Origin of the sequence: Paenibacillus sp. OK076, assembly GCF_900110055.1 — a bacterium.
Taxonomy (GTDB): Bacteria; Bacillota; Bacilli; order Paenibacillales; family Paenibacillaceae; genus Paenibacillus.
Genome location: NZ_FOCH01000001.1, coordinates 696,712 through 711,779 on the forward strand (window position 1 = coordinate 696,712; position 15,068 = coordinate 711,779).

A 15,068-nucleotide genomic window follows, 5' to 3' on the forward strand; every position below is an offset into this window, starting at 1 on the left:
TCAGGCGGTGAACTCTACTGACAGCTTTGTCCGGAATCCGGGAAGAAGACCGAAAAGCTGATGTTCGAGGTCACGGCTGCAGAGGGGTAATTCCGGTCCGTTCGCTGAAGAAGGTTTCACCAATCCCTTCTCTCTCTGGGCAGCACGCAAACGGAATCTTGTCTCTGGTCATCGCCAAATATGCAAAATCGATATCCATTAAATTGATCTTAATATCGTTCAAGTCCATATCAAAATGTTGGAACAGGTGTTATTGAGTGTCGATTATATAGATTGAAAATGAAAAGGTCAAGCGGAATGTTTTTTACCCCTGTTCTGATTGTCCATCCCATATTAATCGAATGACAGTACCCTCACCAGAAGTCGATTGTACTTCAATACGACCCTTCATCGCTTCAATTAAGCCTTTTGTTACGGCCATACCAAGGCCTGAGCCGACATCGGATGTGCCTGTATCCGTCCCTCGGTAATATCGTTCAAACAGCCTCCAGACCAGTTCCGGGTCCATTCCTTGTCCATCATCGGCAAAATGAACACTGAACTCACCCGCCTGCTTACCTGGATGCACACTAACGGTCAATGTCGACTCCGCTGGATTATGCAGAAGGGCATTAGCGGTCAGATTATCTACAATACGTTCAAACGAAGGAATATGCACATGGCCGTAAACCGGAACTTTCGCAGGGCGGAATACAATACGCCCCTCTCCATATATCGGGTTTCGTTCTGCACGCTGGACGAGATCATGCAGCAGCGTATTTACGTCAGTTTCTTCCACTTGTGGCTGGTATCCGCCGCTGCGCAATCGGTACGTCATAGCAAGGTCATTCACAAGTCGGTCCATATACATGGATTTGTCCAGCATAATGCTCGCAAATTCCCTCACTTCTTCCGGGGACCAGCTATATTTCTGTGCTTCAAGCATATGGGCGTATCCCTGGATGGAGGACAGCGGTGTCTTGAGATCATGCGTTATTCCGGCAATCCAATCCTCGCGCAGAGATTCGGTCTGTTTACGGAGCTCTTCGTCTTGTTTCAGTGTAGCGGATAATGCCTGCATGGAGCGAAGCACCTCGGCATAAACGTGGTACTTCCGCTTCCATTTGCCATTTCGTCGCTGGCTGCGAGGTACGCCGCCAATGCCTGTGGGCTCTTCATAATGTCCCTGTTCCAGACGCTGGAGCCATTGGAGCATATGCAGCATGGGAGAACCGAAACGATTGGCGTACCATAGGGCCAGCAGGATAAGCAAAATGACAACGGAGAGGAGCAGCACGATGACCACTGGGGTCAAAATAAAGTTATAAGGATTTTTATCCCCTGTAGCAGTTGGATCGACAGGTATACTGAGCATCCAAGTCGTGCCATTCTGATCATCGTAAAAGGTTGCGATCGATATTCCATATCGATTGGGGTAACGAATACGCAAAGCCAGTTCCTGTATGTTGTAACTGCTAGGGACGTCCATAGCAGGTTTATTATAGGAAGCCAGCTCTTGACCATAAGCGTCCAAAATTTGCAGATAGGCACCTTTGGAACGAATGGCATCCTCTTGTTTGGGCTGCAGCATCAGCTCTCCATTGGTGTAATGACTGTCCACACGGGCTTGATCGAGTAAGGATTTGGCCTGATTGCGTTCGCCGTATAGCAAGGTGAACATCTCGCCGTTTTTCTCCCGAATCAGCATGACAATCTGGTACGGGAACGGCTTTTTCGCCTCCCAGTATGCGATCAATTCTCCAGGCTTGTATTGCTTCGGGACGTCATCCGGTGTATCAAAATCATCAATAACATAGCCTTTTTCGTCCACAACCTGAAGCCATCCCTGATTTTTCTCGACCTGTTTCAGCAGCCTGGGATCATAACGGACCGTACCATCGGGCATGATTTCTGCGGTATTAATCAGTTGGTCAAGCCCACTTGTAGCGAAGTCATCCACCAAGCTTACTTCATTAACCTTTTGAACGACCCAATAGGTGGCTGCAGAACCCAACAGGATGATAAGGACTACTGCGCCAGCAAGCATACCGATAAACCGGGTCATTAACCTGCGACGAATACTCATGCGCGTGACACTTGGTTAGGCTGAATGAGTTTGTACCCCAATCCCCGGACGTTGACGAGAAATGCAGGGTTAGAGGGATCAGCTTCAATTCGCTCACGAATCCGGTGAATATGAACCATAACGGTGTTGTCATCGCTGATCGCTTCCGAACCCCATACACGCTCATACAATTCCGATTTGGTGAAAATACGATTGGGATGCTTGCAGAAAAAGAGCAGCAGCTGATAGACAAGGGCCGGACAGGTTACGGGCTGCCCCTCAACCTGAAGCTCACCGGCTTGTTCAAACACTTGAAAACGGCCAAAATCATATACCCCTCCCTGCACAGCAGGAGATGACGAAGTTGCGTCAGAAGAGGGCAGAGTCGCCGATGTAGTTATCGCTATTTTGGTGGGTAAATAACGTTTCAGCAGTGATTTGATCCGGGCGACCACTTCCAGTGGATTAAATGGTTTAACGACATAATCATCGCCGCCAACGGCGAATCCGGTTAACTTGTCATAATCCGTTGTTTTGGCGGTCAAAAAAAGAATTGGTGCATCGGTCACCTGCCGCAGAAAGGGACAGATTTCCAGTCCGCTTTTGCCTGGCAGCATGATGTCCAGCACGATACAGTGATAGGTTTTATTTTCGCAGGCGGTAATCGCCTCTTCTCCAGTGGTAACGGTGTCGATGTCTACAAATTGTTCTTTGAGCAGGACGGTTTTGAGCATATGTAAAATGGCTTGTTCATCATCAACTAGCAGTATGGAGACGTGATCCATGATGTGTAATGACCTCCTAGGGCTTCCTATTTGTTTATTGCTAATCATACCATCCGAAAGGGTAATGTAGTGTGTGAGCTATCTTAACGGAATCTTAATTATGAAGACTTTGCAGACGCCACAGTTTAACTACATGTAAGGAAGGGTTAGACGAAGGATAAGATTCAGTCTGTACACTTAACTGGAAAGTATAACGAACACCAGAAAGGATGTTGAGCATGAGATGGAGAATGAACAGGCAGCATGAGAGAAGCGAAATAGAGGAGCAGCGTTCGAATTGCGGGGAAAATACGCTGGAATCCGAGTATGCGGCACCTGAGAAATTACAGCGTAGAAAGAGCTGGAGGCTGATTGCCATTACCCTTGGCGCCTGCGTGATGTTGTCTGCATGCGGTAACAGTAACTCGATTACATCCGAGCAGGCGGGGCAGCAGTCCAAGGGACAGACGACAAATACCAACGAAGCGAGTGAGAATACCCATCAGGAAGAGAATTCAGGTACAGAGGTGAGCGCCATCATTACACCCGACAATTTCATCGATACGTTAATGAACGGTTCCAAGGATGCCATTTACAGTCAGATGAGTCCCGAGTTGAAGGACGCACTAACGCTTGAACAGTTTAAAACGTCTGCGGATCAATTCCTTGAGGGTGTAACTTCCTTTGATTTAGTGGTGGATGCCAAAGTGAACGATATAACCGAGTTCGCCTGGAAGGATCAAACGGGAACCAAAGGCATTCAAGCCTATTTTACCGAAGCCAATCAGATTGAAGGGCTGTTAATCCAACCACTGGAGTCACATGAGGATACGGACCAAAAGCTCACCAAAACCGAATTTCAGTTCCCTATGAAGGGTGAATGGTATGTGTTCTGGGGAGGCAATGATGTGATGTCGAACTATCATTACGAGCATGAAACACAGCGTTATGCGCTAGATATCATTCGGACCAAAGATGCTTTCAGTTACAACGGAGATCCGAAGGTGAACGAAAACTACTACGCTTTTGGTGAGCCGCTCTATGCAGCTGCGGACGGAACTGTAGTTGATATCAAGAATGATATTCCAGACAACATACCAGGTGTTATGAACCCGGAACAACCTGCGGGTAACAATGTGGTCATTGACCATGGAAACGGAGAATACAGCATCACCGCGCATATCAAGGAAGGCAGTGTAGCGGTCAAAAAAGGGGATAAAGTCAAGCAGGGAGACCTCATTGGAGAGCTGGGTAACTCAGGTAATTCCAGTGAAGCTCATTTGCATTTTCAGGTATCGGACGGCTCGGATCTATTCACTTCCCGTTCTGTTAACATTCGTTGGGCAGATCAGAGCCAGCAGATGACTCGGGGTAATACAATTCAAGGATTGCCTGAGTAAGTGTGGAGTTGACCCGAATGTTGGGGGATGACGTCGACTTCCTTCCTCCGTTATAATACCGTCATAAGATAGAATCGATCTGGATGATGGAGGAGTAGACATGAAGCTGGATAGTGTGCAGATTGAGTATGCGCGTCGTGAGGACTTGCCAAGGATTGTGGAGATCTATAATTCTACGATTGAAAGCCGAATGGTGACGGCGGATTTGGAGCCGGTGACCGTGGAGCAACGTATTCCGTGGTTTGAGGAGCACTCATCCGATCACCGCCCACTTTGGGTTATGAGACATGAGGGACAGGTTGTTGCCTGGGCCAGCCTGAGTTCGTTTTATGGACGCCCTGCGTACAATGGGACGGTGGAAGTCAGTGTGTATGTGGATCAGCAGTGCCGAGGAATTGGGGCTGGCGGACGTTTGCTGCATACGATTTTTGATGCTTGTCCTGCGCTTGGAATCAAGACGATTCTGGGTTTTGTGTTTGGACATAATGAACCGAGTCTGGGGTTATTGCGCAAACATGGCTTTGAACAGTGGGGATATTACCCTGAAGTGGCTGTACTGGATGGCGTCAACCGGGATTTGGCGATTTTGGGCAAAAAAATATAAGCATGTTTCAAAATAAATGAAAACCTCCAGATCCACAATGCGTGGATTGGAGGTTATTTTTGCTTACATAGAGTAAATAGGGGATGACTTAGGTGTGCGACACGCCAAGCCTTTGTTTAATATCCTGAATCTGTGCCAGATGACGCTCTTCATGATAGCTTGCAAAATCGACCCATTGAGCCAGATCCATCTCACCGAAAACCGGGTGAAGAAAGGATTTGCTCCGCAGCAGTTCAGACTCATGATCTTGTGCAACGTGCATCAATGCCTGGTGCGAGTCTTCCAGGTCGTGGCGTACATTCGCCATCGTCTCTGGTTCCGCAGGAGGCTGGAGGTGAGATGGAGCACTAACAGAGTGGCTGCGATCCAGTGTAAGCTCATATGGCTTTTTGTCCACAGCAACGGTCTGTTCCTTCTCTAGCGCGGTGCGGGCTTGCTTCACAATGATGCTTTCCATCAAATTCAGGTGACGGAGAACTTGCATAATACTCCAGTGGTCAGGTTTTGGGTGGAGGTTCAATTGTTCTTCATTGAGTCCAGAGACGGCTTCCCAGATTTGGCTCCGAATGTCGTCATTACGAGTGAACATCGCGCGATCCTCTCCTTTATATGAGTTCTATGATGTCAGCTTGTGTAAGCACAGTGCCTAAAATGTGGATGCTTGATATACATCATAGAGGATCTGAAAGGTGAATGCGAAGATATGTTTTAAATACTTTGTTAGTTGAAGTTATGTATATGAGATTGACGCTGTTTTTTTATAAACGGGTCATATCAAATTATGTCATCGCCAAAAAAGGATTGACGCTAAGTAGTGCTGCACTCTATAATCGATAACAAGTAACTTGATATGTAAGGAGTCCTGACATGGTATGTTAGTAATTGACGAGGTGTATCACCATACAGCATTGCAAATATCATCGTCCGATTTATTGTACCTTATCCAACAGCTCAAGGTCAAAAAAGAAAATGAGATCGAAACGCTCAAACATAAAATTGAACAATTCGAACAAAAAAAACGTGCGGAAGAAGTGGCTTATCAATCCTTGTCGACTGTACGCAAATGGTTCGCAGGCCGCCCCGCCTCCCATCACCAGGCGGTGGAATATATGGTTCAGGTGAAGGAACGTTTTCGCAAAATGGAACAAATCCGGCGGCGGATACGTGAACTGGACCGCATTGCTGAACGAATCAAGCATCCGGATAGCATCGAACGGGACGAGATCGAGCTTGCGCCCGAAACGATCCGTGAGATTAGACAGCTTAGGGAAACGGAGGATGTATAAGCATGACATTGGAGACGTTAAGCTCCGGAATGGATACGGTCTGGGTCGTACTGAGTGCAGCCATGATTTTGTTGATGGAGGGCGGATTCGCCCTGCTGGAGGCTGGCTTTGTACGTTATAAAAATAGTGTAAATATTATTATGAAGGTTTTCGCTGATATTACCATTGGAACGTTGCTTTTCTATGCCATCGGGTTTGGCTTGATGTATGGCTCTGATGCTGGAGGTTTTGTAGGCATAACCGGATTTTTCCTCCATGGGGATTTGTCTCACCTGGACGTACCCGTATCATTGGAAACATTCTGGCTGTTCCAGGCCGCGTTTACCATTGCCGTCATTTCCATCGTATCAGGCGCTGTGGCAGAGCGGATTAACTTTCGTGCCTATCTGCTGTACATCATATTGATGACGGCCATTATTTATCCGATTGGCGGACACTGGGCATGGGGCGGCGGTTGGCTCAGCAAGCTGGGGATGCAGGATTTTGCCGGTTCCGCAGTCATTCACGCGTTGGGCGGGTTCTCCGCACTGGCCGCAGCGATTATTATTGGGCCGCGTAAAGGCAAATACACGCCGCTTGGCGTGAGTGCCATTGCGCTTCCGAGCAATCTGCCGCTGGCATCTGTAGGCGCATTTCTGCTGTGGTTCGGCTGGTTTGGCTTCAATGCAGGAAGTACGCTCAGTGCAACTGATGTAAGGATCGGTCACATTGCCATCGTTACGATGTTATCTGCTGCTTCGGGCGGTGCGGTTACACTGCTCTACACCTTGTTCCGGTTTAATCGTTCAGACGCACCATCGGTCATTAATGGCTCGCTTGCCGGTCTGGTTGGTATTACGGCGGGGTGTGCTTATGTCGGTGATGTAGCTGCGATATTCATCGGGGCGGTATCCGGATTGCTCATGATGGCTGCAACGAATTGGCTGGACCGCAGGCAGATTGATGATCCGGTGGGGGCGTTCCCAGTTCATGCTGTATCCGGGATGTGGGGTACCATTGCCGTGGGTTTGTTTGCAACCGATGGTGGCTTGTTCATGGGAGGTGGCTGGAGGCTGCTGGGTGTTCAGGCGCTCGGCCTCACGGCTTTGGTTGTCTGGGGGTTTGTCATGACCTGGATGGGTTTGAAATTGATTGGTAAAATGGTTCCTGTCCGTTCCACGGAAGAAGAGGAAGATTTGGGTCTGGATATTAGTTATCATGGTGTAATGGCTGCACACCAGTCACATGAATTTCTGGATGGCGAGGAGCATATTCGTGCTTTCCAGGATGATTCACCGAATCGGAATCGTTAAGAATGAGCCAAATGGATAATAAGGAAGCAGACTGACACCGGATGTCAGTCTCTTTTTTTGCAAGAAGCAGGGAAAGAAGAGTCAGCGGAAGAATATACAGGTGTGAACCTGAATATGTCTCACCATAGATGTAGTGTCAGAAGGGGAGGATCTGTATGATTAAACCTGAACAATGTGAAAGACTGACCAGAAAAGCCCGGAAAACTCTTGAGGAGTATGGATTGGGTAATGCTGCCGATCTGCTGTTATCTTCAAGTCGTTGGGGAATTCGCCTTGATGTATCGACAATCGATGAGTATCGCAGAACAGGAAATTCACGTGTAGGTGGAAATCCGGATCTGCCGAGCAACATGAAATGGCCTTTGACACAGGACGGGGTGCCCATGACGTTCCTTGCCCAGTTGAATCTCGTGGATTTGACGCCATATACGCCTAATGATGGGCGCGGGAGTTTGCCCGAACGGGGCATGTTATACTTCTTCATTGGTGTGGATGAACCTGCTTATCATATTGAGCATCGTGTGATTTATGAGCCGGACGCTCATAACCTGATAAGGCGAGAGCCTGATGGCGAAACCGCGCTGGGTAAGGATGATTTTGTAGCACATTCGGTAACAGTGCTGCCTAATCTCGAGTTTCCTACATATGCATACATTGATTCTCTGGCTCTGAATACAATCGCCGCCCCGCTATCTGGTGGAACGGTAGCTGTCGAAGGGGAGGAAGGTCTATATGACCGATACCTGGAATTTGAGTCCAGCTGGAATCATCCGAGTACGCAGAACTGGGGTGGCATGTTTGGATATCCTGACGGTCAGCATCCGGATGCAGAACACCAGGCGCTGTTACAGATCGTACTTGGTGAAGAGTATGCTTATGACGAGCAGGCGTGTGAGAGGAAGCTGACTGAACATTATGGCGGGGATGAGAAACGGACACAACAAGAGCTTGCGGATACCTTGCTTCTATTAAAAATTGATACGCATGACGCTATCGGTTTTCAATGGTGGGATTGTGGGGAACTGCAATTTTTCATTCGCAAGGCTGACTTGCTCGCGGGACGGTTCGATCAAACGTATTGTTCGTTATATTCAAGTTGAGTTCGTGTTTGTTATCATTAGAGCAACAAAATGTCCCAAATTCCGTCTATATGAGGGAGGAGGGACTTTTTTTGTTCGTCATTGTTGGTTTTCGAGCAAAGCTGGTTTATATATAAAGGGGGAATTTATAGTTGATTAGCGATCATATGTTCTATATAATGGGATAAAAAGGGAGTGTTACAGTTGATTCAGTCTGCATTTAAACATATTGATGTGGCAGTGACATCATTAATCCATTTATGTGACCAACTGTCGGAGCAGGACTTGGCTTTGACTCCGATTGAAGGCAAACGGCCGGTTGGAGAATTGCTTTCTCATCTATCCGTCATTTGTCGTGCAGATGTACATATTTCGGAGGGAGCTTCCGAAGAAGAAATGGCTTTGTTTTACGAGGAAAATCAGCCGAATTCACTGAGTGAGATTAGGGAAGCGTTGATTGCGAATCAGATGTACCTCTACCATCGGTACAGACAGTTTAATACGGAGGAATTATTACAGGTGACTGACTCCTATTGGGGCGCGTCGTACAGTCGTCTGGAATGGTTGCTTGAGATCATGGGACATGTGTATCACCACAGGGGTCAACTGCATACGATGCTGACACTGACTGGTATTGAGCCCAAAGTAGCGTTATTTGAATAGATAGACCCAGGTCCATAATGCGAGGTTCTGCCTGAATATAGAGCTGGATTTAATAGAATACATAGAGCATGTTATCGGCAATAAGCAGCGGTTAAGCAAGGATTAGATCGACGATCCTATACGTTAATAATAGGGATTGCCGGATCAGCTACAAGTAAAGAAAACCAACGTCTCCAAATGCAACATTGTCAGTAGAAACTAAAATAGTAAGTTCGGAAAATCTTCTAGTAGGGACGTGTAAAATGAGTTTAAAAGAAAAGTTGATATTAATAAAAGAGAATGGCTACCAAGCGTCTCCCGATACATTCCAGTTGATACAAGAAATGATGGTTAACATCGGTTCTTTGGATGCCCAACTACGTGATGACCTAATTTATACAACCTTATCAAATTGGATTCCTGATAATACTTTAACAGTAAACGAACTAGAACAACTTCTAACCGTTGTTTTGGATAATAAGCATTTGCTTTTTAGGATTGGTGAAACCAATACAGACGCAGTCTTTACTCGATCGTTCTCTATGCTGGTTATCCCGCTCCTCCTCATGAGGCATAGAGAATCACCATATCTCTCAAGAGAGCATATTCATCAGATAAAAGAGAACGTTTTTTACAATGTACATAAAGAGCGAGATTATCGCGGGTATGACGAAGAAAAAGGTTGGGCGCATGCCATAGCGCATGCAGCAGATGCTTTAGACGAATTGGCCCAATGTTCCGAGCTGGATAAAAATGACCTCTTAACCATCCTCGATTTGGTTTACGAAAAGATGACCATCACTGATCGAGTTTACTCCGATGGGGAAGATGAAAGAATGGTAAAATCCATAATTAGTGTTTTAAATAGAAAAATACTTAGTCAGAATTATGTAGAGCAATGGATTCAACGTTTTGGTGATGTGGAGAAAAATCCAGAATTCCTTCCTGCCTTTAGGCAAAAAAATAATAAAAAGAACTTTTTGAAAAGTTTATACTTTCGAATCAAATTTCACAAAGTGGATGCTGATCTCTGCCCAACAATCGAGCATACTTTATATAAAATAGAAAAAGTATATTATTCCTGAAAAACAACGTTTTCTCTTCTTTCAAAGGCGATGATTTTTCGCAGATTCATCTCCTAATGGTATACTTTGATCAACAAATGATTCATGGAATGGAAAGGAATAATGCCGTGGCACAGCCAGCAACCATTCTGCTTGTGGATGATGAGCAGGATATTATTAAACTGATGGAGATTTATTTTGGCAATGAAGGATACCGGGTTCTGACAGCCAGTGATGGGATCGAGGCGCTTGAGCAATTGAAGAAAGAGCCAATTGATCTGATCATTCTGGATGTCATGATGCCGAATATGGACGGAATTGAAGCATGTATGAAAATTCGGGAAGAGCAGAAAATGCCGATCATTATGCTGTCCGCCAAAAGCATGGATATGGATAAAATCACAGGGCTGAGCATTGGTGCTGATGATTATGTGACCAAGCCGTTTAACCCGCTTGAACTTGTGGCACGGGCAAAGTCGCAGCTTCGCAGGTACCATACCTTCAATGAAGGCCGGGAGAACAAGGAACATGAGTGGGTGATTGACGATCTGGTCATTAACACCGATACGCATGAGGTCTGGCTGGATGAGCAGCCTGTTCGCTTGACTCCTCGTGAATTTGCCGTTCTGGAGCTGCTGGCGCGCCATCAAGGCTCTGTGCTGAGTATGGAGCAGATTTACAGGCAGGTCTGGAAAGAAGAGTTTATGGAGTCCAACAACACCGTCATGGTGCATATCCGCAAGATTCGTGAGAAAATCGAACTCGACAGCAAACATCCCAAGTTCATACAGACGGTATGGGGTGTTGGCTATAAGATGATCAAACCACAATAAGCACGTGCGTCTATAAGGTTTTTTGGATAAAGGGCGTAAGCAGGGAGTTCCGAGATGAATTCAAAATTAATTAACACAGTCCGGTGGAAATTTATCTACGCATTTCTGCTGAGTGGCATTTTGACGGCGGCTATCTTGTATGGGGGCAGCAAAGCTGCACACTCCATTCTGGCGGCTCAGACCTATCCTGATTATTCGATCCCTGCAAGGGGCATCAGGTGGCTGGTGAACAATATTGGGTCGGTGCCATTAATGATTATGGTTGCCATACTTGGCTTTGTGCTGTTCTTTTTCCTGTTCACGCGTAGGGTGATGCTGGTTCTGGACGAGATTACGGCGGGAATTCAGGAAGTTGCCAAAGGAGAGCTGTCTCATCGAATCGAGGTGAAGACATCGGATGAGTTTGGCGTTGTGGCTGCCAGTATTAATCAGATGGCTGAACAATTGCAACTGTCATTGCAGGAGGAGCGTAGTGCAGTTGCTGCCAAAAATGACTTGATCACGGGTATTTCTCATGATTTGAGGACTCCGCTAACCTCCATTCTCGGATTTTTGGAGTACATAGAGAAGGATCGGTACCAGGATGAAATTGAGATGCGCTATTACGTGAGCATAGCATACGAGAAATCATTGACATTAAGGAAGCTGATCGACGATTTGTTCGAATATACCCGTGTCAGTGGTGGGAGCCTGCCTTTGTCATTGACTTCCTTGAACCTGAATCCGTTTCTGATGCAGCTTGCGGAAGAATTCGCTCCGATGCTGGAAGAAGCGGGCATGACATATAAGATCATTGGTGGACATGAGCCTTTATGGATTCAGGCTGCTCCTGGCGAGCTTGTTCGTGCGTATGAGAACCTGTTCAGTAACGCGATCCGTTATGGAGCACAGGGGAAAGTGATGGAGATCGCGTTGTCACTTGAAGGTGAAGAAGCTGTGGTGCGCATCAGCAATTATGGTGAACCGATTCCGGCGCAGGATTTGCCGCATTTATTCGATCGATTTTACCGGGTGGACAAGTCCCGCTCGCGTGATACGGGCGGCACCGGACTGGGGCTGGCTATTGCCAAATCCATGATTGAATTACATCACGGGAGTATCGCTGCATATAGCGAGCAGGGCCGAACCGATTTTGTTACCCGTTTTCCGGTGACTGCTCCTCCGATGAACAGAGATGCGGAAGAACAGTAATCGGGCAGAATGCTCTTCTACTTGTAAGAAAGCTTGCTTGATTCAACATGTAGGCATAATGCTTAATTAAGAAAATGATAAGAAGTTACCCACTTCCTCATTAAGAAATATTCGGTATTCTTAACCTCAATCGTACACATGAATTGCAAAAATTGAGGAGGATACCGAATATGAGATTATTATTACGTACAGTCAGACTAAGATACATATATATCTGTGGAGCAAGCGCGTTACTTAGCGCAGCGCTCCTATTTGTCGTTTATCACATGTTACGTTTTGCCCACCATCATATCCTGTCAGAGACAACTGGTTTAACTCGAGTTATGTACTGGGTGATAAACCATATCGGTACAACGCCCTTGGTTATATTCATCGGGGGTGGTCTATTTGCTTTGTTTTTCTGGATTCGATCCCAGAAGATTGCAGATGACCTCAAGGTGATTGGTCGTGGAACTCATGAACTGGCCAATGGCCGAATTCCAGCACAGATAGAAGTGTTGAACGGAGGAGAGCTGCGTCAGATTGCAGCCGATCTGAATGACGTTGCGGTACGTATACAAGCGGAGCACATAAACAGTTCAGACCGGGAGTGGGTAAATAGAGAACCGAGTGGGGAAAACTGGTCCAGTCCTAGTGAGTATATGTATGGCGATGAAAGTAGCCGGGAACAAATGGTGTTAGAAAGTGAGAGAAACCATAAGCAACGTAATCAAGAAGAGTGGGTTGGATCACAATCTGGTCGTATAAATGCCGATTTGCCGATTAAACTGACTCTCTACGGTGTTCGTTCTTCACTTGACACGATCATGGAAGGACGCTGCCGGGATGAATCGGAGATTCTGCACTGGGTCAAACTGGCGTATAAACAGACGTTAAGTCTGGAGCTTGCCCTGGATTCTATGGAAATGAAGCCGCAGGAACATTCAGGCTCCAATCCACATGCATTTAGGAAACCTGAATGTTGAGATTCAGCATAAGGCGCGGAATTTATCACATATTTGATGCCTCTGTAGTAATCGTTATTTTGCTAGCGGTTGGCTATATCTATCTAGTTACTTACGGCGAAGGTGTGCTTCGCAATCATCCTGAGGCTATTTCAGTGGTCTCTTCCACCATCATTACCAATGCAGCTGGAACAGAAATTTCGAGATTACAAGTGCAAACCAAGGGATATATGGAGTATGCCGATTTGAAGGATATACCGGATCTATTAAAGCAGGCGTTTCTGGCTACGGAAGATCGACGTTTCTATAACCACGATGGACTGGATTTTATCGGAATTGGCAGGGCGGTTGTGCAGGATGTTTTACATATGAACCTGAGTCAGGGAGGCAGCTCGATTACACAGCAACTAGCCAGAAATCTCTACTTGAACGGGGATAAAACGCTGGTCCGCAAGGTGAATGAAATGTCGATTGCCATGGCGATGGAAAAGAGATTTAGCAAGGATGAGCTATTGGAGCTGTATTTGAATCATATTTATATGGGACGCCAGCAATATGGGGTTAAAGCCGCGGCATGGCGATACTTCGGGATCAAGGATTTACATCAACTGGAGATCTGGCAAATGGCTACGCTGGCCGGAATTCCGAAGGGACCTTCCATATACAATCCGGTGGATCGGGAAGACCTGTCCAAAGAGAGGCGTTCTGTGATTCTTGGCCTCATGCATGAGCAAGGAATCATCACCAAGAAACAGATGAATGAGGCGCGAAGTGTGGACTATACACCGCCTAATTTAACATCTGAATCGACTCCAGCCTCAACAGTGCCTGCCTACGTGTCTGCCTTGGATGCGGTAATCGAGGAGGCTTCCCGTCTGACAGGCAAGAGTGGAGCAGAGATTCAATCCGCAGGCTGGACCATTCGTACGGGATTGGATGATCAGGCGCAGCTGGCGATGGAGCAAGCATTCCGTGAATCTTCTCGATTCACCGATGATCGTGAGGATGAGCAAGTGCAGGCGAGCATGGTCATACTGGATCAGCATAACGGTGAAGTCAAAGCGATGATGGGCGGGCGAGACCCTGTAAAAGGAGGCATTAACCGGGCAACCACGGATGCAAGACAACCCGGTTCTGCATTTAAGCCCATTATTGTATATGGACCTGCATTGGAATCTGGTCGGTTTAAGCCAGAGAGTATACTACCTGATCAACGCATGAAATATGGGAGTTATCAACCAAGCAATTTGGGCGGGCGTTACAGAGGTACAGTTACGATGTCGCAAGCGATTGAACATTCCATCAATGCTCCAGCCGTATGGCTGCTGCATGAGACAGGGCTGGGACGGGCACATCAATTTGCAGGTCGATTGGGCATTGAACTGGGCAGGGAGGATCTCAATCTGTCGATCGCTTTGGGTGGTTTGCATGAAGGGGTGTCTCCACTGAAAATGTCTCAGGCATATTCCGTGTTTGCCAATAACGGCAAGTTCAATACGGCACATCTGATTCGTGAAATTACGGATTCACGCGGCCGGACAATCTATGCTTTTAAGCCAGAGAACAAACAGGTGATCTCCAACAGTACGGCGACGACCATGACCGGCATGCTCCAAGATGTGGTCAGTCAAGGTACCGGAAGTAGGGCACAACTGAGTCAGCATAAGGTAGCGGGGAAGACAGGAACAACGCAAGCTGCAATACCTGGTGTAAGCAAGGAGGCGAACAGGGATCTGTGGTTTGTAGGATATACCAGCAAGTGGACGGCTGCAGTCTGGATGGGATTTGATCGTACGGATGCAGAGCATTATATGAGATCCGGAAGTGGTGCCGCGGCGGATTTATTTGCGTCGGTGATGAAGCGTGCATTGCCATAGAAGAGAATGGTTTACCGTAATCCATTACTCAGGGATTTTTCAACATGG

Annotated in this window: 14 protein-coding genes; 11 read left to right on the plus strand and 3 right to left on the minus strand. The window is 46.8% G+C overall.

From position 1 onward, the window contains the following. Positions 1 to 304: 304 nt before the first annotated feature. Together BMY78_RS03040 and BMY78_RS03045 are read right to left on the minus strand one after the other, a co-directional pair. Entirely contained in the window at positions 305 to 2,065 is a 1,761-nt protein-coding gene (locus tag BMY78_RS03040) for a sensor histidine kinase (RefSeq protein ID WP_090894547.1), read from the minus strand. Continuing rightward, on the minus strand, positions 2,062 to 2,829 hold the full coding sequence (locus BMY78_RS03045; protein WP_090894550.1) for a response regulator transcription factor: 768 nt from the start codon (positions 2,827 to 2,829) through the stop codon (positions 2,062 to 2,064). Before BMY78_RS03045 ends, BMY78_RS03040 begins: the two co-directional genes overlap by 4 nt. Before the next feature lie 218 nt (positions 2,830 to 3,047). On the opposite strand from BMY78_RS03045, the gene BMY78_RS03050 reads away from it, so the two are divergent. Then, the gene (locus BMY78_RS03050; RefSeq protein ID WP_256221928.1) at positions 3,048 to 4,208 is read left to right on the plus strand and encodes a M23 family metallopeptidase; all 1,161 of its coding nucleotides are present in this window, start codon (positions 3,048 to 3,050) and stop codon (positions 4,206 to 4,208) included. A gap of 100 nt (positions 4,209 to 4,308) precedes the next feature. Further along, positions 4,309 to 4,812, plus strand: coding sequence for a GNAT family N-acetyltransferase (locus BMY78_RS03055; protein WP_090894552.1), 504 nt, complete (start codon positions 4,309 to 4,311; stop codon positions 4,810 to 4,812). 88 nt (positions 4,813 to 4,900) lie between these two features. On the opposite strand, the gene BMY78_RS03060 is transcribed toward BMY78_RS03055, so the two are convergent. Then, the gene (locus BMY78_RS03060; protein WP_090894555.1) at positions 4,901 to 5,401 is read right to left on the minus strand and encodes a DinB family protein; all 501 of its coding nucleotides are present in this window, start codon (positions 5,399 to 5,401) and stop codon (positions 4,901 to 4,903) included. Between the two features lie 283 nt (positions 5,402 to 5,684). Between BMY78_RS03060 and BMY78_RS03065 the strand changes: the two genes are divergently transcribed. The 9 genes from BMY78_RS03065 to BMY78_RS03105 all read left to right on the plus strand — a co-directional run bounded on the left by BMY78_RS03065 (position 5,685) and on the right by BMY78_RS03105 (position 15,020). Further along, a complete protein-coding gene (locus tag BMY78_RS03065; protein WP_090894557.1) occupies positions 5,685 to 6,098 on the plus strand; it encodes a hypothetical protein in 414 nt (137 codons plus the stop codon). A 2-nt stretch (positions 6,099 to 6,100) separates the two neighbouring features. Then, on the plus strand, positions 6,101 to 7,390 hold the full coding sequence (locus tag BMY78_RS03070) for an ammonium transporter (protein ID WP_090894559.1): 1,290 nt from the start codon (positions 6,101 to 6,103) through the stop codon (positions 7,388 to 7,390). Positions 7,391 to 7,545: 155 nt separating this feature from the next. Then, on the plus strand, positions 7,546 to 8,490 hold the full coding sequence (locus tag BMY78_RS03075; protein WP_090894561.1) for a DUF1963 domain-containing protein: 945 nt from the start codon (positions 7,546 to 7,548) through the stop codon (positions 8,488 to 8,490). A 174-nt stretch (positions 8,491 to 8,664) separates the two neighbouring features. Continuing rightward, positions 8,665 to 9,132, plus strand: a complete 468-nt coding sequence (locus BMY78_RS03080) for a DinB family protein (protein ID WP_256221930.1) — start codon at positions 8,665 to 8,667, stop codon at positions 9,130 to 9,132. Positions 9,133 to 9,374: 242 nt separating this feature from the next. After that, complete coding sequence (locus tag BMY78_RS03085; RefSeq protein WP_090894565.1) at positions 9,375 to 10,196, plus strand: DUF2785 domain-containing protein; 822 nt, start codon at positions 9,375 to 9,377, stop codon at positions 10,194 to 10,196. An 89-nt stretch (positions 10,197 to 10,285) separates the two neighbouring features. Continuing rightward, the gene (locus tag BMY78_RS03090; protein ID WP_339850192.1) at positions 10,286 to 11,008 is read left to right on the plus strand and encodes a response regulator transcription factor; all 723 of its coding nucleotides are present in this window, start codon (positions 10,286 to 10,288) and stop codon (positions 11,006 to 11,008) included. 54 nt (positions 11,009 to 11,062) lie between these two features. Continuing rightward, positions 11,063 to 12,199: a sensor histidine kinase gene (locus BMY78_RS03095; protein ID WP_090894567.1), complete on the plus strand. Its 1,137-nt coding sequence runs from the start codon at positions 11,063 to 11,065 to the stop codon at positions 12,197 to 12,199. A gap of 170 nt (positions 12,200 to 12,369) precedes the next feature. Next, complete coding sequence (locus tag BMY78_RS03100; RefSeq protein WP_143067002.1) at positions 12,370 to 13,164, plus strand: HAMP domain-containing protein; 795 nt, start codon at positions 12,370 to 12,372, stop codon at positions 13,162 to 13,164. Next, entirely contained in the window at positions 13,158 to 15,020 is a 1,863-nt protein-coding gene (locus BMY78_RS03105) for a transglycosylase domain-containing protein (RefSeq protein ID WP_090894571.1), read from the plus strand. Before BMY78_RS03100 ends, BMY78_RS03105 begins: the two co-directional genes overlap by 7 nt. Positions 15,021 to 15,068 lie beyond the last annotated feature (48 nt).